We start from the raw sequence: 18,232 nt of genomic DNA, 5'->3' as shown, positions 1-18,232 counted from the left end.
GGGCTAAGACTGTCATGGACTTAGACTATCAAACGGGCATGAATCGCTTGAATTTGCGCCATGTACACCAATTTACGCTGTAAATTTGTCATCAAAATTTGTCATCAAAATTTGCAGTAGGTATGGTAGACTTATTTGCGAATAATAGCGAGGGCGAACCCTTTAACTACTTTCGTCTAACTGCTTTCGTCACCCCACAAAAAATGATTACAAAGGACATCTATGGCAACCACAACTTCTCTTAATATCGCCTTTATTGGTGGCGGTAATATGGCATCGGCACTCATTGCAGGGCTATTAGCAAAGGGTCAACCAACTAGCCTACTGCATGTGGTAGAAACCGATGCCGAGAAGTTAGCGGATTTTCAAGCCCAAGGTTTAAATACCTACGATGCGAGCAACATCGACGATACCAAGCACGCCATCGAAAAAGCTGATGTGGTTGTGCTCGCTGTCAAACCGCAGGTCATTAAAGATGTGTTACTGCCAGTCAAAGACATCTGGGGCGAGCAAGTGGTTATTTCAATTGCCGCAGGGATTGGTACTGATAGCTTAGCCGAGTGGTTGGGACCGCAAGTCAAGCTAGTGCGGGCGATGCCAAATACCCCTGCGATGATTCAAATGGGTGCCACAGGCCTGTACGCGACAGCCGGGGTGAGCGAGGCGGAGCAGCAACTTGCGCAGCAAGTGATGTCCGCGGCAGGACTGGTGTTATGGGTCGATGACGAAGAGCTACTGCACGCCGTGACCGCTATCTCAGGGTCAGCGCCTGCGTATTTCTTTTATATGTTAGAAAACATGATTGCCACGGGTGAAAAATTGGGGCTCACTCAAACCCAAGCCACGGCTTTGGCGATGCAAACGGCACTGGGCTCAGCGCAAATGGCATTGACCAGTCATGATACGCCAGCTGAGCTGCGTCGCAAAGTGACCTCGCCCAATGGCACTACCCAAGCGGCAATTGAAGTGATGGATGGGAAAAAAATGCATCAAATTATTGCCGATGCCATGCTAGCATGTGAGCAGCGCTCGCGTGAGCTAAGCCAAGCGTTTGGCAAATAACTCGATTTGGCTATAACATTGGCTACAACAGCAAATTTTAATTAACTATCTTAACGGCTCATCGTTAACAAGTGTGTAAGCAGCAAATAAGGATAAAAACAGGGCATGACTAATCTTTTGGCAGGGTTGTTTGATATCGTCGTCGCGGCGGCGATGATACTGGTTTTCTTTCGATTTATGCTGCAGTTTGCTGGCATTACTGCAAAAGATGCGTTTGCCAAACCCATTTATCGTATGACACGCATTGTCGATGTGTTTGGACGTATTTTCCCAACCCTTGGCGATGGCAGAATCAATACCGCAAGTTTGGTGTTGCTGTTTTTGCTGCGGATGATTTTTATTTGGGGCGTGCTTGGCATGATGCGCATTGATAGTCAAAATATTGGGCTGTTCTATATGCCAGAGGTGAACTTAGCCATGGTTGATTATCTATCGCGGCATTTTTCACCTGTCATGATGTTTTTTGTAGCGGCCGTGACCTTGCTGATTGATTTTTTAAGAATGTGTCAGTACATCATTATTGGCTCGTTTATCGGGGGTTGGGTGATGCTTTTTACCCAAAAAATGCCAGCGATTTTTGGCCTTCTCACCCTGCTTAGTGAGCCAATTATTCAGCCGTTTCGCAAAGTATTACCTGCCACAGGCATGCTTGATTTGGCACCTATGCTGGGTTTTTTCTTGATTATTTTGTTAGAAACCTTGGTGCAAACCGTAGGTGTTTATCTATTAACTCTATAGTCTTTCCCAAACGACGATTAAATGATTAAGCTTTAAAGCAGTGGGCTAAACAGGCGAATAGCGTTGTCCAAGAATTTTGCCCCAAAGCTACGCTGCTGCCATCCATCGCGCTGTAATGGCTCACTTTGTTGCAGGTATTCATGCTGGCAAGTAAGCATTTGCTGGGTCATGGTACGATTATAAATTGCCATACTCACCTCCATATTCAGATAAAAACTGCGCATATCCATATTCACGGTACCAAACAAGCAATAATCGTCATCCACGCACAAAATCTTGGCATGTAGCAAGCCGGCATTGAACAAATAAATCTGCACCCCTGCTGACAACAGCGGCTCAAAATAAGCCTGTGAAGCAAACTGCACCAACAGCGAATCTACTTTTTTGGGTACATTTAAAATAACCTTGACCCCACGCTTGGCAGCGGTAGTCATGGCAAGCAGCAGCGCATCATCTGGCACAAAATAAGGCGTGGTAATAACCACTTGTTTTTTGGCAGCAAAAATTGCACACACCAAGGTTTCGTAGATGACATGCCCGGTTAATTCTGGCGCCGATGGAATCAGCTGCAAGCTGACTTGACTCACCGATGGGTAAGCTTGTAGGCTGCTTTGCAGCGGCAAAATTTTAAGCAGGGGCGGCTGAGCGACACGCGTGTTAGCGTTTTGACCTGCCCCGCGAGCGTTAGCCTCGTGTTGTAATTTGCGATGATGCAGCTTTGAGGTGTCAATATACAGCGACTTGGTAAAGCGATTAACGATTTTTTCAAGGTTTGAAAAATTGGCGTTGGTTTCTGCGCTGATATCCGTGGTCGTGACAAGTGACATGGCTTTCACCGAATTGACGGTATCATGGCTCTCCACCCGTATCATGACATCAATCCATTTACCCACATGCTCGTTTTGTTTGAAAAAATCGGGGTCGATTAGATTAAAACTTCCCGTATAGCCATAGCAACTGTCAAAAATAGCCAGCTTACGATGATTGCGGATATCAATGCGTTTGACAATAGTTTTGAACAAACCCACGGGCAGCGACTCATGCACAAAAACATCAGCGTCTCTCAATTTTTGCACCCACGAACTGCGAAAAAACGCATGACTGCCAACGCTATCAGCGAGCAAATGCACGGATACGCCGCGCTGGGTAGCCGCCATCAAAGCTTCTAATAACTCAATCACCCGGCCTTGTGGCGAAACAATATAAAACTCTAGCAAAATCATCGTGTTTGCCGCACGGATATCGGCCAATAAACTGGCAAAAATATGGTCAGCGTCTGTTATCAGCGTCAGCGTATGATTGTCGTACACGCCAAGCCCAGTTTTTAATAGGGCGATATTGCTCAGTTGCCGTGCTTCGGTGTCTAAGTTTTCGGAAATTTTATTAAAATCAATCTGATGAGCATTGGCAAAGTCACGCAGTAATTTTTGCACCATCAAACTACGCTTACGGTACTGGTGCCCAATATTAGTTTCACCAAATAACATATAACCGATGATGCCAACAACAGGTAGGGCAAATAATACCGCAATCCAAGCAATTGCTACGCTTTGGCGGCGCTGCTGTTGAATAACCCGCACAACTAGCCAAAGCGTGATGAGAAAATGGGCGATCACACCTAGCTGCAATAGCAACGTCTTGACAATCGACCACTCCAATAATAACCCCATAGTAGCTTGCCTAACCTAGCATTGAGGTGTAATGAAAGCGTTTGGGAATTCTTTGACCATGAGGGTGGACAATATCAGCGACTTTGAGCACGTGTTGCGTCCAAATATCTGCGCATTGTACCGCTGTCACAAGCTCATCACCCAGTGCCAAGCGACCTGCGATATAACTTGCCAGACTACAGCCTGAGCCATGATATTCACCCGCCAGTCTTGGCAAAATCGCTTGGTATGCCAGTCGGCAGGTTTGGTTGTCATTAACGTATAAATACTGCTCGATACCAGAGGCTTGGTTATCGTGAGACGTCTTGACTAGCACTGCTTTGGCACCTTGTTGACACAAATCTTTGGCGGCGGCGTGGAGATTGTCGATGCCTGTCAAATCACGCAGTTCAATGCTGTTAGGGGTCATTAGGGTCGCAAAAGGGGTTAGCTGGGCAAAGGCAGTCACCAAGGTGTCTTTGTCGCCTAACGCACCGCCACTGTTGGCCACCAGTACCGGGTCAAGCACATACGGCGTACCTGTTGCAATACTGCCATCGGTAAAAAGCTGCGCGAGCATCGCAATATTGTCAGTGGTGCCAAGCATCCCTGACTTGATGGCTTTGACAGGCAAATCATTGAGCACCGCCAGTGCTTGCGCCCTTAACAGCTCACTTGCGCATGCCTCAAACCCAAAAACTTGCTGTGAACTTTGAACGGTCACTGCGGTACAGGCAATCGCTGCATGACTCCCTGCTTGCCCAATCGACTCAATATCCGCTTGCAAGCCTGCGCCGCCTGAGGGATCTAACCCCGAAAAACACAATACAGTGGGGCGCAGTGTCATGCTGGGTACTAGAATAGGGGCAAGAGTAGCAGGGGTTGACATAAGATTCTCACAGGCTGGTTATCAATCCTTATAAGGATTAGTTAAATGGTTTTTTTAATCATTAATTTCAAACAGATTATCACATAACGACTGAGCCATAAACAGCCACTAGGTCATAGGCAGGCAGGGTGCCACTGCCAAGGTGCTGCAATTATTCTCACATAATTTTTTTAAAAAGTCTTGCAAATTTGGATTGGTTTGTTATAATGCCCACCCACAATACTTGAGGTTAATGGCGACATTGACTAAAACTATTGTACGGTGTTATAGATAAGTAAGACCAATTCGGTGACGTGGGTGAGTGGCTGAAACCACAGCCCTGCTAAGGCTGCATACGGGAAACTGTATCGAGGGTTCGAATCCCTCCGTCACCGCCATTTATTGAAGCAAAATTAGTTTTAAAATTATTTAAAATAAAGTTTGACAAAATAAATATTCTAACTTATAATAGCGCCCACTTCAAACGAAGACATTAGTTAAGCGCTTGTAGCTCAGTTGGATAGAGCATCAGGCTACGAACTTGAGGGTCGGGGGTTCGACTCCCTCCAAGCGCACCACTAATTACTTTGTTAAAATTAATCGCCACTCTTTGAGTTCAGGCGATTTTTTTTATGTCTTATTTTTTTGCCCCGAATTACTCAGCAGGCTATTTTGCCGTTCTGTTGTTTCACCACTGCCTCACTATTGCCTAAAGCATTTTCATTCCAGTTATGTTTATATGAGCCATGCGCTGATGGGTCTGTAGTTGGTGTTTGAGTCATAGCGTTTTGGTTGTATTTAGGCTACAATTTCGCTTATTAATTGCTACCATCATTCGCCCGCCATACCTATGCCTAAGACCGAAACCCTAATGTTAAAAACAGCTAAAACCAACAGCCAGCCGCAATCTCTGCCATCAGCGCCATTGCCAGAACAACAACCGGTGATGGCAAAAGCGGCTACTCGGCTGATTGCTATGCTGTATGATGGTATGTTGATTTTGGCGATGCTATTTTTTGTGCAGATGTTGCTGATTGTATTGGGGACTAAACTGCTAGGTTTGGCAGGGACGGATATGAAGCAAGCGGCGACATTACCGCTATGGTATCGTAATATTGTGCAAATCCCCGCCTTCGTGATTATCTTGGTTGGGTTTTATGGGGTATTTTGGCGTAAGGCAGGGCAGACGCTTGGCATGCAGACTTGGCGGCTTAAAACCATGAACCGTGATGGCTCATTGCTAAGTTGGCGGCAATCGATGATGCGGATATTAGCCGCGTGTTTATTGCCTGTGGTATGCGGGATGATAGGCTATCTTATTCATCAGTCGGTGGGTGCGCTGTATTTTAGTATGTTTATTGGGCTATTGTTTAATTATTGGTTCGCATGGGTCAATAAGCAAGGCTTGGCGCTGCATGATTTGCTGTCAAACACCGTGACCATGAAAATGCCAAAAATTAACCATGAAGGCTTGTTTGCTGGGTTTAGAAAGAAATAATTACTTGTCTCTCGCCCACAACCAGTCCGCCAAATCGACCAAATAGTTATCATTGCCAAATTCAGCGATCACCGCATTTTTAGCGGTATCAAATAAGCTTTGCGCGTAGGTTTTGGCAGCTGCCACGCCTAATAATTTCACATACGTGGATTTATCCAATTTTTCATCACTCCCCGCAGGTTTGCCAAGCTGCTCGGTGTCGGCAGTCACATCCAAAATATCATCTTGTACTTGAAAAGCCAACCCAATCTGCTCGGCAAAGCTACTGAGTGCTTGCCGCTCGCTGTCAGTTGCGTTGGCACAGATGGCACCCATCAATACTGACGCTTCAATGAGCGCGCCTGTTTTGTCACGGTGAATGGCTTCAAGCTCAGTTTGGCTAAGCTGTTGGTGTTCGCCATTTAAATCCAGCATTTGCCCCATGACCATCCGCCGTGCCCGTGGCGCAAACGTGGCAGATAGTGGGGTAGCAAACTCACTGTTTTCACCAAAATATGTATGGGTCAGGGCTTCAAATGCCAAGGTCTGTAGCACGTCACCGGCAAGCATGGCAGCGGCTTCACCATAGGCGATATGGGTAGTAGGACGACCTCGGCGCAGCGCATCATCATCCATACAAGGCAAGTCATCATGCACTAGCGAATAGCCGTGTAGACACTCCACCGCCATCATGGCACGGCGCACGTCATTAGATAATTGATGGGATGGGTTGGCAAGACTGTTGTCGGTTTTTACCGTGGCAAAAGTTGCGGCAACCAGTAAAGGACGTACCCGTTTGCCGCCATTGCTCATCGCGTATAGGCTTGCTTCATGCAGCGGTGAGGGTAACTTGCAGACTTGGAGGTAGGCTGTGATATCCGATTCTAGTTGGTCAATGACTTGGCGCGAAAAAGCAGTAAATTCCATAATCAATTCTTTTGTATGTGTTAAAATTTTGAGCAATAAAAAAGCTGCCCCCATTAAGGTTGAGCAGCCTTTTTGTAAAATGGCGCAACAAGTTTAACCCATTAGTCTAGGAAATTAAAGCTATCTAAATCCATCGCCATTAACTCGCTTGGTGCCAACATGCTCTCTGAGTGACCTGATGCGCGTGGCAATAGTTTTTCAAAATAGAACTCAGCGGTTTTGATTTTGGCTTCATAGAATTCTTTGGTTTCGCTGCCGCCATTTTTGAGTTTGTCGTACGCTACTGCTGCCATACGTGCCCAGTGATAGCCCATGATGACATAGCCTGAGTACATTAAGTAATCATCGGATGCCGCTGAGACGATTTCACGGTCTTTACGAGCCGTGAGCATAATACGTGTGGTAAGGGTATTCCACTCTGCACAGTATTTGGTCAATTCCCAAACGAATTTACGCATCCCTTTATCTAATGCATATTCACTACACCATTTCATGATATTGGCGGTGTAATCCAGTAGCACTTTGCCTTTTGATTGGATTAACACTTTACGACCTAGTAGGTCAAGCGCTTGTACGCCTGTGGTACCTTCATACAAGGTTGAGATGCGCGCATCACGGGCGATTTGTTCCATGCCCCATTCTTTGATGTAGCCATGACCGCCGTAGATTTGCATACCATGTTTGGCACATTCAATGCTTAGTTCAGTTAAGAAGCCTTTGAGTATTGGGGTATAAAAGCCCAATTTATCATCCCATTTGTGGAATTCAGCATCGTCACCGAGCATCGCTCCTTCAAACATTTTATCAGCATAGCGTGATGCGTGATAAATCATTGAGCGCGCGCCTTCTGAGAAGGCTTTTTGGGTGAGTAACATACGCGCAACATCGGCATGATGGATAATCGCATCAGCCACTTGGTTTGGCTCTTTGGTACCTGATAGGGTACGCATTGAGCGGCGTTCTTTGGCGTAGGGCAATGAGTTTTGGAAAGCCAATTCCATATGCGCTAAGCCTTCCATACCTGTACCTAAGCGAGCAGTATTCATAAAGGTAAACATGGCTTTTAAGCCTTTATTCGGCTCACCGATTAGATAGCCTGTGGCATTATCAAAGTTGAGTACTGCAGTTGCTGAAGCTTTGATACCCATTTTGTGCTCAATTGAGCCACAGTTAACGGGATTGCGCTCACCAATCTCACCGTTTTCTGTGACCAAGAATTTTGGCACGATAAATAACGAAATACCCTTGGTACCTTCAGGCGCATCGGGTAGGCGTGCTAAAACGATATGCACGATATTTTCCGTTAAGTCATGTTCACCGGATGAAATAAAGATTTTGGTACCACTAATCTTATAAGTACCATCGTCTTGTGGGATGGCTTTGGTTTTAACTTGACCCAAGTCGGTACCACATTGTGGCTCAGTCAAACACATGGTGCCCGACCAACGACCTTCTACCAAGGCTGGCATATAAGTGGCTTTTTGCTCAGGGGTGCCGTATTGCATGATGGTATTCATACAGCCTACCGACAGTCCTGGATACATGGAAAATGCCCAGTTTGCTGTGCCCATCATTTCACTTTTGATGAGGTTGACAGACATTGGCATATTCAAGCCACCAAATTCTTCAGGAAACGGTATGGCTTGGTACCCAGCTTCAACGAACATATCATAAGCTTCTTTAAAGCCTTTTGGCGTGGTGACAACACCCTTGTCAAAATGGCAGCCTTCAGCATCGCCTGATTGGTATAGTGGCATCAACACATTGCTACAATAATCCGCAAAACTCTCAAGCATCATATCCACGGTTTCCGGATCGGCATTTTCACCAGATTTTAAGGTTTTGTAGTGTTCGGGGTAATTAAATACTTCATTGGTTAAAAAGCGAATATCACGTAGGGGAGCTTTATATGATAATGGCATACGCTGAAATCCTTTTAATAGGCTATGAACTAAGATAAAAAGGGAAAGGTAAAAATAAGTCCGCTCAGTATAAAGGTATTTGCCGCTAAAAGCTTCAAATCATAATAAATATTCATAAATAATACTAATTATCATAAAATTATTTTATGATTTGTAGGGCAAAGCTTCGCATGGACAAGAATGCAACAATTACCAACTACCTTAAACTCACTCGTTTTATTTACACTTTGCCAAAGATATTAAACAACCAAACGTATTGAAAAATCATTTGTGAGCCACTCTTGCCAAATATTCCCAACCCATCTCCCAACCAATCGCCTAGTCCATCGCTCCCTGATACATCGACACTGCCAGCCAAACCTGCACCGATATCACTCAACAAACGCGAGCGCGGCGCCGTGCTGTGGTCAATTATCAAAAAATTATCCGTTTTTGCAAAACCTTATCATTCACTAATCATAGCGACGCTGCTGCTCACGGTGATTGGTTCGTTTGCCGCACAGGTCAATGCTTTTGTACTGCGTTATACGGTCGATCATTTGACCGAGATTCTCAAGATCAGCGAGCCGTGGCAGGAAGGTGCAAAATTGCTCACGACTATTAGCATCGTGCTACTGCTCAAAGAACTGTTGTACGCGGCAATCAGCTTTGGACAGCGCTATTTTGGTGAAAAAATCCGTATTAATTTATCCCGGGATTTATCGCAAAAAGTCGTAGAGCGCATTTTAAGTTACCGCATGGGGTTTTATACCCATCCTGATAACGACAGTGGTAAGCTGCAGACGCGCATTGATTTGGGTGTCAGTAGTCTCACGCGCTTGGTGCAAAACTTTTTTATTGATATGTTGCCGTTATTTGCCAATGCGATTGTAGCGTTGGTAGTGATGTTTAGCGCCAATGTGTGGGTGGGGATGGTAGGGCTGGTGATTGTGCCGATTTATTTTTATATCAGTCAAAAACAAGCCACGCGCTTGCAAGGCTTTCGTCGGCAGATGCGCCACTACCGGGAGAGCAAAAGCGAGCAAATCATTTCGCTGATTAACGCTATCACTGTGATCAAATCCTTTGTCCGCGAGCCGATTGAAGCGCAAAAACATTTTGCCATTCAAAAAGAGATGACCGATAACCAACTCAAAACGCGCGGTATTGGCTTTGGCTATGATGCACTTAAAAGCTTTATCGAGCAGATTGGTGTTGTGGCGATTATTATTTTAACCGCGTATTTTGTGCTTGATGGGCAGATGACCATTGGCATGATTATGTTTTATGTGTTGTTATTTCAAAACGTGGCATCGCCGATTCGTCAGTTGCATCGTATCTACGATGAGGTCAATGATGCGCTGACTTATGCCGAAGGGTTTTTTGATATCTTAGAAGATGATAGCCAAATCGAAGTGGTAGGCGGTGTCAATCCTGCGACGGTGCAGGGCGATATCGAACTTCAGCACGTGGATTTTGTCTATCCCAACGGCAACCAAGCCTTGCAGGATGTCAGCTTTCGCATTCGGCGCAACCGAATTACCGCGTTGGTCGGGCTGAGTGGCGCAGGTAAAAGCACCATTATCAATCTGTTGGTAAAATTTTATCAGCCCACGCAAGGGCAAATTTTGCTCGATGGCAAGGATTTGCAAGATTATGATACCCATGAGCTACGCCAACAAATCGGTTTGGTGTTGCAAAAAAACCATATTTTTGGCGGGACTATTGAAGAAAATATTCGTTATGGCGATTTAACGGCCAGTCAAGCCCAGATTGAGCAGGCAGCAATACAAGCCTCCATTCATGAACAAATCACCCAGCTGCCCAAAGGCTATCAAAGCGAAGCCAAATCCTTGTCAGGTGGACAGCAGCAGCGTATTGCACTGGCACGTATGTTTCTCAAAAATCCGCCAATTGTCTTTTTGGACGAGCCGACCGCAAGTCTAGATGCCATTGCCAGCCAGCAAATCAAGCGCAGTTTGGATTTAATCAAACAAAATCGCACGGTGATTATCGTGTCGCACAATATCGCGCAGATTATTGACGCTGATGATTTGGTGGTCATCGAGCAAGGGCGCGTGGTGGAGACAGGCACGCATGATGAACTATACCGCAAGCAAGGCAAATACTATGAGATTTTTAATGCCATGTCCGATAGTTTAAATCTTGATAAAATCACCCAAACGTTAGAGAGTCATTAATTTCGGGTTCATGATGTAGGCTTGGTATGCGTACTGGTAGCGCTAAGCGGATTAACGCCGTAACCTGGCTTACTTAAATTTATGCTACCATAACTGTTTTGTCATATTCACCCAACAAGTTAGTCAATACTCATGGAATCTCAAGTCTTAAAAATATTTTTGGCACTGGTGGTACTGGTCAATCCATTTGCCGCGTTATCGTTATTTATTGATATCACCAAAGACGCCAATCGACAACAAACTCGCAAAGTTGCACTGATTTCAGCCATTACCGTGTTTGTGACCATCGCGATATTTTCGTTGGCAGGCGAGCCTATCTTAAAGGTGCTGGGGATTTCGCTTGGGTCATTTCGTATCGCAGGCGGTATCTTGGTATTGATTATTGCTATTGGCATGATGAATGGCGCTGGCAATGTTGCCAAACCGCATGTCGGTAAATCCGGGGATTTAAATGGCGTGGCGTTTCAAGGGGCGGCATCTGCCGTGGTGCCATTGACGATTCCGATGGTGATTGGTCCTGGTGGGATTTCTACCGTGATTATTTATGCCGCGAGCGGGCATAGTTATTTTAATATGCTAGCGATTATCACCGCAGGTTTGATTATCAGTATTATTACTTATCTAAGCTTTATGGCAGCGGGGCAGGTGAGTCGTTTCTTAGGTGATACCGGGCTTAATGTGCTCAATCGTATCATGGGGATGCTACTTGCGGCCGTTGCGGTAGAGATTTTTGTTGGCGGCTTAAAAAGTGTATTTCCGCAGTTGTTGTAAGTTCACCGGGTCGCTAAATCGGGTCGCTCAATAATTTATCACAGCAACCCTTAAGCATTATGCATTGTAGTCGCTGTGTTAATATCACAAATTATGCTTGATTTTTACCGTTAAAGCCGCCATTTTAATCATCATGCAATATGCCAAACCCTGTTAATAAGCTGTTAACAAGCTTTTAAAAAGATGCAAGCGTTAAACCATGCTTACGTTGATGAAAGCGATATCACAGGGTGACCATAAGGTTGATTACCCTAGCTCGTAAGATAGTTATTAAGGTAGTAACCAAAGTAGTCACTGGGGCGGATAAAAGATTGAGGAGCGACGATGCAAAAAGATACAAAATCAGATTACCACAGCCTACTGCAAGCAGCAAAGGATGCCAAAGCAGAAGCGATGATGCTGGAGTTTGTCGAGCAAGATGATGGCAAGATGGTACTACGTACCTCGAATGACGAGTCAGAAGACTTGGTAAGTATTGAATTTTCTGACAAAGTGAAAGAACTGTTGGGGGATGATACCCAGTTGATTGGTCAAAGCATGATTCATGCTGCCATTCAAACCTTAATGCAAAAGCAGCTCTCGCAGTGGCATGCCAATGTGTATGACGAAGAACCCGTGCATTACAGTTAATGCGTAACGCCTATTCATTGATTTGTTGAACCCATAAGACTAAAGACTTATGGGTTTTTTTGTGCTTGGATTTTTTATTTGTGGGCAAATCCTTTATAATGAGCCATAATTTTTCTTCTGTGTTTCACTTATCAAAAAGAGCCGCCACCATGCCTATGCAAACCGCCAATTTTTATACCATCAATCATTCCAATTATTCTGTCAAAACGATTGGGATTTTAGGTGGCGGACAGCTAGGTATGATGTTGGCGCAAGCGGCGTTGCCACTCGGCATCCGCTGCGTGTTTTTGGAGGATAGTGCCAATTGCCCTGCACGCTTACTGGGCAAAGTGTTTAGTAGCGAGCAATTTGAAGATTTTGCCCAAAGCTGCGATATTTTTACCTTAGAATTTGAAAACACCCCACTCAAACCTGCCCAGTTTTTGGAATCGACCAAAACCTTATACCCATCGTCATTTGCGCTATCAGTGGCACAAGATCGGTTAAATGAAAAAAACTTGTTTAACCAATTAGATATCGCCACCGTGCCTTTTATGGCGGTGCATAGCAAAGCCGATATCCAAGCCGCCGCCGATAAATTGGGATTGCCTTTGGTACTCAAAACCACACGCGGGGGCTATGATGGCAAAGGGCAGTTTGTGGTCAAATCCGCTGACCAAATTGACACCGCGTGGGCAGAACTTGGCGACGCAACCAAAACAGCGCCGCTCATTGCCGAAGGCTTTATTCACTTTGAGCGTGAAGTATCTATCATTGCCGTGCGCGCCCAAAACGGTGAAATCCGCTATTATCCGCTCGTGCAAAATGAGCATAGCAATGGTATTTTAGCCAAATCAACCGCACCAGCACCGAAAGTCGAGCAATTGACCGAACAAGCCCAAAGTAATATCAAAAAATTGCTCGAACATTTAAACTATGTGGGCGTGTTGACGTTAGAATTATTTGTGACTTCTGAAGGCGGCGCTGAAAAATTGCTTGCCAATGAAATCGCACCCCGCGTGCACAACTCAGGGCACTGGAGTATTGAAGGCGCGGTAACCAGTCAATTTGAAAATCATATGCGTGCGGTGGCGGGGTTGCCATTGGGAGACACAGCCATTGTCAAACCCTCTGTCATGCTAAATGTCATCGGAGAGTACCCAAAACTGGAGGAAGTCCTATCCATCGCTGGCGTGCACGTGCACAATTATGATAAAGAAGAGCGCGAAGGTCGAAAAATTGGTCATATCACTGTCATGCCGAGCGATAGCAGTCAGCTCGAAGCGGCGGTTGCAAAAGTCATCGCTTGTCTGCCTTGTGAAGTTACTCTTTAAACGACAACTTGATAAATTCCAATTGCTAACCCAAAAAATTGGGCTGTTGCAGGCGGTTTTCCAAAAATCGCTGATTGACTAATAAAGCTTGTGCGTCCTCATTGTAGATACTGTGTACCACCTGTTGCATACTATTATCAATCAAGGCGAGTTGTTCATTGAGTAGCATTTTAGGTGTTTTACCATCCTGAACGACATGCATAGAGGCATAGACGGATGGTAATTTTAAGTAGTTTTCAAGGGTGGTAGGCAGATAATCGAATACTGTCTTTTTGATAGTAAATAAATCTTGATTGGCAAAGCGACCCGCGACCAATTGTGGCAATACCGACATGATTGAACTTTGAATATTTTGCAAATGCGTATAGGAATCTGGCGAGATTCGGTTTTTGACTTTATGCATTAAGCGGTTTAATTCATCGGTAATTTGCTCGGCAGTTAAGGTCTGCTGAAAGTGCAACATGTCATCTTTTTTGCGGATTAGAAAACCGAATAACCACCCTAGCGGATAAGCCAATATGACCGCTACTAAAAATACCATTGTCGAGCTGATATCATTGGTCGTCAAAGCCAGCCAAACATAGCTTATTAGCGCAATCAACAAAAAAGCTAAGCCAAATATATTGGGTAATCCATAAAAAAATAACCAAAAACGTTGCATAGCGGTTTCGTTTTCCTTGTGATTTTGTCTAAGTTTTATTGATAACCACGGATTTGCTTGAATACATTGGCTAAATTCTCTTTTCGTCCATCGAATACTTTACCAGCCGTCAAATCGGCAATTTTTTGCATTTCGGTCGGATCGGCATCGCCAAATAGCACAGTAAAAGTTTTGACATTCTTGGCATTGGCAGGTAGTGTGTTGTAAAACTTTTCAAATGCTTCAAAATTTTCACCGTTGGTATTTTGGCCATCGGTCATAAGGACAATAGTATCGTAGTACGGTTGGGCAATGGCAGCATTGGATTGTCGCGCGACAATTTCTTGATAGCCTTTGTGTAGTGAACTATAAATCGCTGTACCACCACCTGCAGTAAGGTCTTTCACAAATTGGCGTACTGGTTCACGGGCTTTGGCATCTTTACCGATGGTATATTGCTTTTCTGCCTCTGGTGTACTATTAAATGGAATAAAAGTGACTTGCTCACGTTCAGAGAATTTGGCAAAATCGCCCATTGTAGTACCATCGCCATCGGTTAATGTCATCAATGCTTTTTTTAGCTGCTCCATGCCATTCCCAGACATCGAGCCTGAAGTATCAATGATAAAAATCGGACGAGCGGGCAAGCGTAACTCATTCATATATGAGCCAAGAATGCTGTTAATTACCGTCTTGGCATTTGGGAAAGGTAACTCAACCATCATCGCTTGATTAAAACTTGAATCAAGTTTGACGCTACTATTGACTGGACGGCGAAAGGTTTGTTGCATTAATTTGGTTTGAAATTCTGCTGTTTTAAGATACGAAACAACTTTGTCATACGCGGCTTGTTTGCTGGTATTTAATAACATAAGCGGATAGTCAGCGGTGATGATTCCCTCTTTAGGATATAGCAAAACTAAAGGCTCTTTGAGCTTGCTGCTTTTGTTCAATTGCATCAATACGGATTCGTAATTGATCATGCCGTCCAGGTTGTTGGTAGTATCCAAATTTTTGACGAAGGCATCCGCAAGCCAGCCAGAACTACCAGCAGTCAAGGTTTGACCTTTAAAAAATTGCTTTAGCTTAGGTTGTGCTTTGGCAATATCAGCTTCAGTTGGCGCATCGGATGTCCCAGCAAAAGCAGAAACCACACCCATGAGTGCAGTAAAACCCGAATTGCTAGATGCGGGGTTGGTCATAGCATATTTAAGTTCACCATTGTTGGCTTTCTGCGCAATAGTTTGCCAAGTGATATCTGTTTTGGCGGTCTTGCCATCAGCACTAACCAAATCTAACTGCTGGGCTTTGCTTTGTTTGACACCCATAATCACGGGCGACAGCATAATCGGAGTTTGGGTGATGATTTGTTTGCCATTGATAAGGCTGAGATATTTACCATGTGAAAACCAAGCCCCATCGGCTTTTTTACCTTGTGCGATGGCTTCGGCACCATCAATTGTGCCAGTATAGTCAAGTTTGATAGATATGCCAGTTTTGGCTTTGATATCATCCAAAAAAGGCTCAATATCTTTGAGTTCTGAACCTGCCAAGATATATAGCGAATCAGGGTTATTGATGGCTTGTTCACTGGTAATGTTGACAGTTGCAGGTGCCTCATCTTTTGCGGTGCTGTTACCAGATTTGCTACAAGCAGAAAGGCTAATGATCGCAGCGAAGCCAACACCAAGTGCTAGATAAGTGTTGAAATACTTTGATGGTTTATTATAGTAGTAAGTCATCAAATATCCTTTTGTGATAAAAAGGGGCATTTTTGAGATAAGGTGAAATCACAAACATCCCTGTTTTTGCCAGTCATATTGATTGGCTAGATTTTAACCTCACCCAATTTTTTATCGTCAATTTGCAAGTTGTTTGCAACATCAATCACCGTTTGGCGATTGGCGCGGTCAAGATAAGTTTGGGCTTTATCGACTTCTTGGGTTAGTACGTTGACTGTTTGTTGCATATTACCCAATGCTTTGACTTTGAAGTCGTCAATCGCGTCCATAGTTTCATAGATATGGTTAAAGGCTTTTTGCAGTTTTTCCATATCTACTGAGCTACTACTGGCTTGCTCGTGTACCTGTGCGGTTTGGCGTTTTAATAGCACTGAGGTTGATTCAATCAAACTACTTGTGGTCGAATTTAACGCATTGATTTGGTCGAGCACCAGTTTTTGACTACTCAGCGCTTGTGACACCATCACCGCAGTACGCAGCGCAGCAACCGTTGTCGTCGTGGCACGGTCAACACCTTTGATAAGCTCTAAGTTGTTTTTGCGAATCATATCAAGCGCCAAATACCCTTGGATGTTCACCGCCAGTTGGGTCAAAAAATCCATGTTTTTTTGGCGGAGATAAAACAGCAATTCTTCTTTGACTACGCGTGCTTTTTCAGGGTCAGTGGCTTCAAGCTCACCGATTTTTTGCTCTAGACGTTCATCAATTTTTTGACCGACATAAATATATTGACGGAGCGACTGCATCAGTGCCCACATATTGACCTTTTCTTGCTCAATGCTGGCATTGTCTTTCATCAGTTCATCTTTGCCGTGATACAGGCTTTCGATGATGGCATTGATATGGTTTTGCGAAGATTGGTATTTACGAAAATAATCTTGTACGGATTTGCCCATTGGGATGATGCCCAAAAATTTGCGTGGACTTGACAGCGAACCTTGTCGGCTTGGATCTAGGTCTTCGACCACGCTGCGTAGCTCAGTCAAGGATTTGGCAATCGGGGAGTTGTCAAATAAGGCTTTATCCATGCTTTTGGCAGGACGATCAAGCATGCGATTTGCAATCTGCGCGGAAGCGCGAATTTCGGCACTACCTAGCTGATGAATGGCTTTGACTTTCTCATCGAATACAGACGTGTTGACAGGGGTTTGTAATACATGCATCACAAAATCGTTCACTTTGGCATCAAGTTCAGGCACTTTGGTTAGGTCAAGTTTGACCAGTTGGTCGGCTTCGTCTTGTGGCACAACGGCAACGGGTTGCGGCGCTTCAAGGGTGATGACAGGGCTGGTTTCTGGCGGGGTGAGTTCTGGCATGATATATCCTTGAGTTGTCTATATTGGTATTTGTATATTAACTTGCCTTTTAGTTTGTCTTGGTATTTTAGCGGTTTGAGCTAACGCTAGTTTGATTATCTTGGTGAATTATTTCATTTGTTGTTCTATTTGGGTAATCATTTTTTCCATGCGCGTTTGACGAATGATTTTTTTATGATGCTACGTCAGTGTGACAGCGTAACAAAAAATTTTTCAATCACATGTTAAAAAATAAAAGCCCAACAGTTAGTTGGGCTTTTATTTTTTCAAAATTCTTGGTAATAGAATATATTATTGTACCCGTGATAGGTATTCGCCAGTGCGGGTATCGACTTTGATTTTTTCGCCTTGTTGGACAAATAATGGCACACGTACTACCGCGCCTGTTTCAAGAGTTGCAGGTTTACCGCCGCCACCTGATGTATCGCCTTTTAGACCTGGGTCAGTTTCGGTAATCACTAACTCAACAAAGTTTGGCGCAGCAACGCTTAAAGGCACGCCATTGAATAGGGTAATGGTACATTCTTCGTTGCTATTTTCTTTTAACCATTTCGCCGCATCGCCCATCGCGTTTTTGTCGGCTTGTAGCTGCTCAAAGCTTTCTGGGTGCATAAAGTGCCAGAATTCGCCATCGTTGTATAGGTAGTTCATTTCAGTATCAACAACGTCAGCGCCTTCAAGACTATCGCCAGATTTAAAGGTGTTTTCTAATACTTTACCCGTTCTTAGGTTACGCATTTTGACGCGGTTGAATGCTTGACCTTTACCTGGTTTAACGTATTCATTTTCTAAAATTGCAAAGGGGTTGCCTTCGTGCATGACTTTTAAGCCAGCTTTAAATTCATTGGTTGAGTAAGTTGCCATAAAATTTCCTAATAAGGTGTTGCGACTAAAAAATAACCGAGGTAAATCAAATCTTTGTATAATAGCCAATTTGCTAAAAACGCGCTGCCTACGGGGTAACCCTATCCGCAACAGGCGTTATCAGCAAGCGGCA

Annotated in this window: 15 protein-coding genes and 2 tRNA genes; 9 read left to right on the top strand and 8 right to left on the bottom strand. The window is 44.4% G+C overall.

Going from position 1 to position 18,232, the window contains the following annotated elements; genetic code table 11:
- Positions 1-222 precede the first annotated feature (222 nt).
- Both proC and RTP55_RS07590 read left to right on the top strand, forming a co-directional pair.
- On the top strand, positions 223-1,062 hold the full coding sequence (gene proC / locus RTP55_RS07595) for a pyrroline-5-carboxylate reductase (RefSeq protein ID WP_312385345.1): 840 nt from the start codon (positions 223-225) through the stop codon (positions 1,060-1,062).
- Positions 1,063-1,167: 105 nt separating this feature from the next.
- Positions 1,168-1,800: a YggT family protein gene (locus tag RTP55_RS07590; RefSeq protein ID WP_050324582.1), complete on the top strand. Its 633-nt coding sequence runs from the start codon at positions 1,168-1,170 to the stop codon at positions 1,798-1,800.
- Between the two features lie 32 nt (positions 1,801-1,832).
- Here RTP55_RS07590 and RTP55_RS07585 read toward each other — a convergent pair whose 3' ends face one another.
- Positions 1,833-3,470: a phospholipase D-like domain-containing protein gene (locus tag RTP55_RS07585; protein WP_312385344.1), complete on the bottom strand. Its 1,638-nt coding sequence runs from the start codon at positions 3,468-3,470 to the stop codon at positions 1,833-1,835.
- Between the two features lie 10 nt (positions 3,471-3,480).
- Positions 3,481-4,290: a hydroxymethylpyrimidine/phosphomethylpyrimidine kinase gene (locus RTP55_RS07580; RefSeq protein ID WP_312385372.1), complete on the bottom strand. Its 810-nt coding sequence runs from the start codon at positions 4,288-4,290 to the stop codon at positions 3,481-3,483.
- A 335-nt stretch (positions 4,291-4,625) separates the two neighbouring features.
- Here RTP55_RS07580 and RTP55_RS07575 point away from each other — a divergent pair.
- The 3 genes from RTP55_RS07575 (at position 4,626) to RTP55_RS07565 (ending at position 5,815) form a co-directional block, all read left to right on the top strand.
- Positions 4,626-4,715, top strand: a tRNA-Ser gene (locus RTP55_RS07575).
- A gap of 103 nt (positions 4,716-4,818) precedes the next feature.
- Positions 4,819-4,895 (top strand) — tRNA-Arg (locus tag RTP55_RS07570).
- A 293-nt stretch (positions 4,896-5,188) separates the two neighbouring features.
- The gene (locus tag RTP55_RS07565) at positions 5,189-5,815 is read left to right on the top strand and encodes an RDD family protein (RefSeq protein ID WP_227715564.1); all 627 of its coding nucleotides are present in this window, start codon (positions 5,189-5,191) and stop codon (positions 5,813-5,815) included.
- Here RTP55_RS07565 and RTP55_RS07560 read toward each other — a convergent pair whose 3' ends face one another.
- Positions 5,816-6,721: a polyprenyl synthetase family protein gene (locus RTP55_RS07560; RefSeq protein ID WP_260856510.1), complete on the bottom strand. Its 906-nt coding sequence runs from the start codon at positions 6,719-6,721 to the stop codon at positions 5,816-5,818. It lies immediately after the preceding gene.
- Positions 6,722-6,822: 101 nt separating this feature from the next.
- Positions 6,823-8,643, bottom strand: a complete 1,821-nt coding sequence (locus tag RTP55_RS07555; RefSeq protein WP_312115789.1) for an acyl-CoA dehydrogenase C-terminal domain-containing protein — start codon at positions 8,641-8,643, stop codon at positions 6,823-6,825.
- Positions 8,644-9,011: 368 nt separating this feature from the next.
- On the opposite strand from RTP55_RS07555, the gene RTP55_RS07550 reads away from it, so the two are divergent.
- The 4 genes from RTP55_RS07550 to RTP55_RS07535 all read left to right on the top strand — a co-directional run bounded on the left by RTP55_RS07550 (position 9,012) and on the right by RTP55_RS07535 (position 13,537).
- A complete protein-coding gene (locus RTP55_RS07550; RefSeq protein ID WP_409418427.1) occupies positions 9,012-10,823 on the top strand; it encodes an ABC transporter ATP-binding protein in 1,812 nt (603 codons plus the stop codon).
- Positions 10,824-10,955: 132 nt separating this feature from the next.
- Positions 10,956-11,594 (top strand): MarC family protein, encoded by a 639-nt coding sequence (locus RTP55_RS07545; protein ID WP_007117140.1) that lies wholly within the window; start codon positions 10,956-10,958, stop codon positions 11,592-11,594.
- Positions 11,595-11,918: 324 nt separating this feature from the next.
- A complete protein-coding gene (locus tag RTP55_RS07540) occupies positions 11,919-12,224 on the top strand; it encodes a hypothetical protein (protein ID WP_095356629.1) in 306 nt (101 codons plus the stop codon).
- 155 nt (positions 12,225-12,379) lie between these two features.
- On the top strand, positions 12,380-13,537 hold the full coding sequence (locus RTP55_RS07535) for a 5-(carboxyamino)imidazole ribonucleotide synthase (RefSeq protein ID WP_312385369.1): 1,158 nt from the start codon (positions 12,380-12,382) through the stop codon (positions 13,535-13,537).
- Between the two features lie 25 nt (positions 13,538-13,562).
- Here the strand turns inward: RTP55_RS07535 and RTP55_RS07530 are convergent, their stop codons facing one another.
- From RTP55_RS07530 to efp, 4 genes are all read right to left on the bottom strand, one after another.
- The gene (locus RTP55_RS07530) at positions 13,563-14,198 is read right to left on the bottom strand and encodes a hypothetical protein (protein WP_203172350.1); all 636 of its coding nucleotides are present in this window, start codon (positions 14,196-14,198) and stop codon (positions 13,563-13,565) included.
- A 35-nt stretch (positions 14,199-14,233) separates the two neighbouring features.
- Positions 14,234-15,919 (bottom strand): VWA domain-containing protein, encoded by a 1,686-nt coding sequence (locus RTP55_RS07525; RefSeq protein ID WP_203172349.1) that lies wholly within the window; start codon positions 15,917-15,919, stop codon positions 14,234-14,236.
- An 86-nt stretch (positions 15,920-16,005) separates the two neighbouring features.
- On the bottom strand, positions 16,006-17,235 hold the full coding sequence (locus RTP55_RS07520; RefSeq protein WP_312385333.1) for a toxic anion resistance protein: 1,230 nt from the start codon (positions 17,233-17,235) through the stop codon (positions 16,006-16,008).
- 291 nt (positions 17,236-17,526) lie between these two features.
- Positions 17,527-18,099, bottom strand: coding sequence for an elongation factor P (efp, locus tag RTP55_RS07515; RefSeq protein WP_065253446.1), 573 nt, complete (start codon positions 18,097-18,099; stop codon positions 17,527-17,529).
- Positions 18,100-18,232 lie beyond the last annotated feature (133 nt).

The sequence above is a fragment of the Moraxella sp. CTOTU47579 genome (genome assembly GCF_032004885.1).
GTDB classification, from domain to species: domain Bacteria; phylum Pseudomonadota; class Gammaproteobacteria; order Pseudomonadales; family Moraxellaceae; genus Faucicola; species Faucicola tetraodonis.
This window is presented reverse-complemented; position numbering and strand designations above follow the sequence as displayed.

Coding starts and splice junctions, on each gene's coding strand:
- proC (WP_312385345.1), top strand. CDS start 223: ATGGCAACCACAACTTCTCTTAATATCGCCTTTATTGGTGGCGGTAAT.
- RTP55_RS07590 (WP_050324582.1), top strand. CDS start 1,168: ATGACTAATCTTTTGGCAGGGTTGTTTGATATCGTCGTCGCGGCGGCG.
- RTP55_RS07585 (WP_312385344.1), bottom strand. CDS start 3,470: ATGGGGTTATTATTGGAGTGGTCGATTGTCAAGACGTTGCTATTGCAG.
- RTP55_RS07565 (WP_227715564.1), top strand. CDS start 5,189: ATGTTAAAAACAGCTAAAACCAACAGCCAGCCGCAATCTCTGCCATCA.
- RTP55_RS07560 (WP_260856510.1), bottom strand. CDS start 6,721: ATGGAATTTACTGCTTTTTCGCGCCAAGTCATTGACCAACTAGAATCG.
- RTP55_RS07555 (WP_312115789.1), bottom strand. CDS start 8,643: ATGCCATTATCATATAAAGCTCCCCTACGTGATATTCGCTTTTTAACC.
- RTP55_RS07545 (WP_007117140.1), top strand. CDS start 10,956: ATGGAATCTCAAGTCTTAAAAATATTTTTGGCACTGGTGGTACTGGTC.
- RTP55_RS07540 (WP_095356629.1), top strand. CDS start 11,919: ATGCAAAAAGATACAAAATCAGATTACCACAGCCTACTGCAAGCAGCA.
- RTP55_RS07535 (WP_312385369.1), top strand. CDS start 12,380: ATGCAAACCGCCAATTTTTATACCATCAATCATTCCAATTATTCTGTC.
- RTP55_RS07530 (WP_203172350.1), bottom strand. CDS start 14,198: ATGCAACGTTTTTGGTTATTTTTTTATGGATTACCCAATATATTTGGC.
- RTP55_RS07525 (WP_203172349.1), bottom strand. CDS start 15,919: ATGACTTACTACTATAATAAACCATCAAAGTATTTCAACACTTATCTA.
- RTP55_RS07520 (WP_312385333.1), bottom strand. CDS start 17,235: ATGCCAGAACTCACCCCGCCAGAAACCAGCCCTGTCATCACCCTTGAA.
- efp (WP_065253446.1), bottom strand. CDS start 18,099: ATGGCAACTTACTCAACCAATGAATTTAAAGCTGGCTTAAAAGTCATG.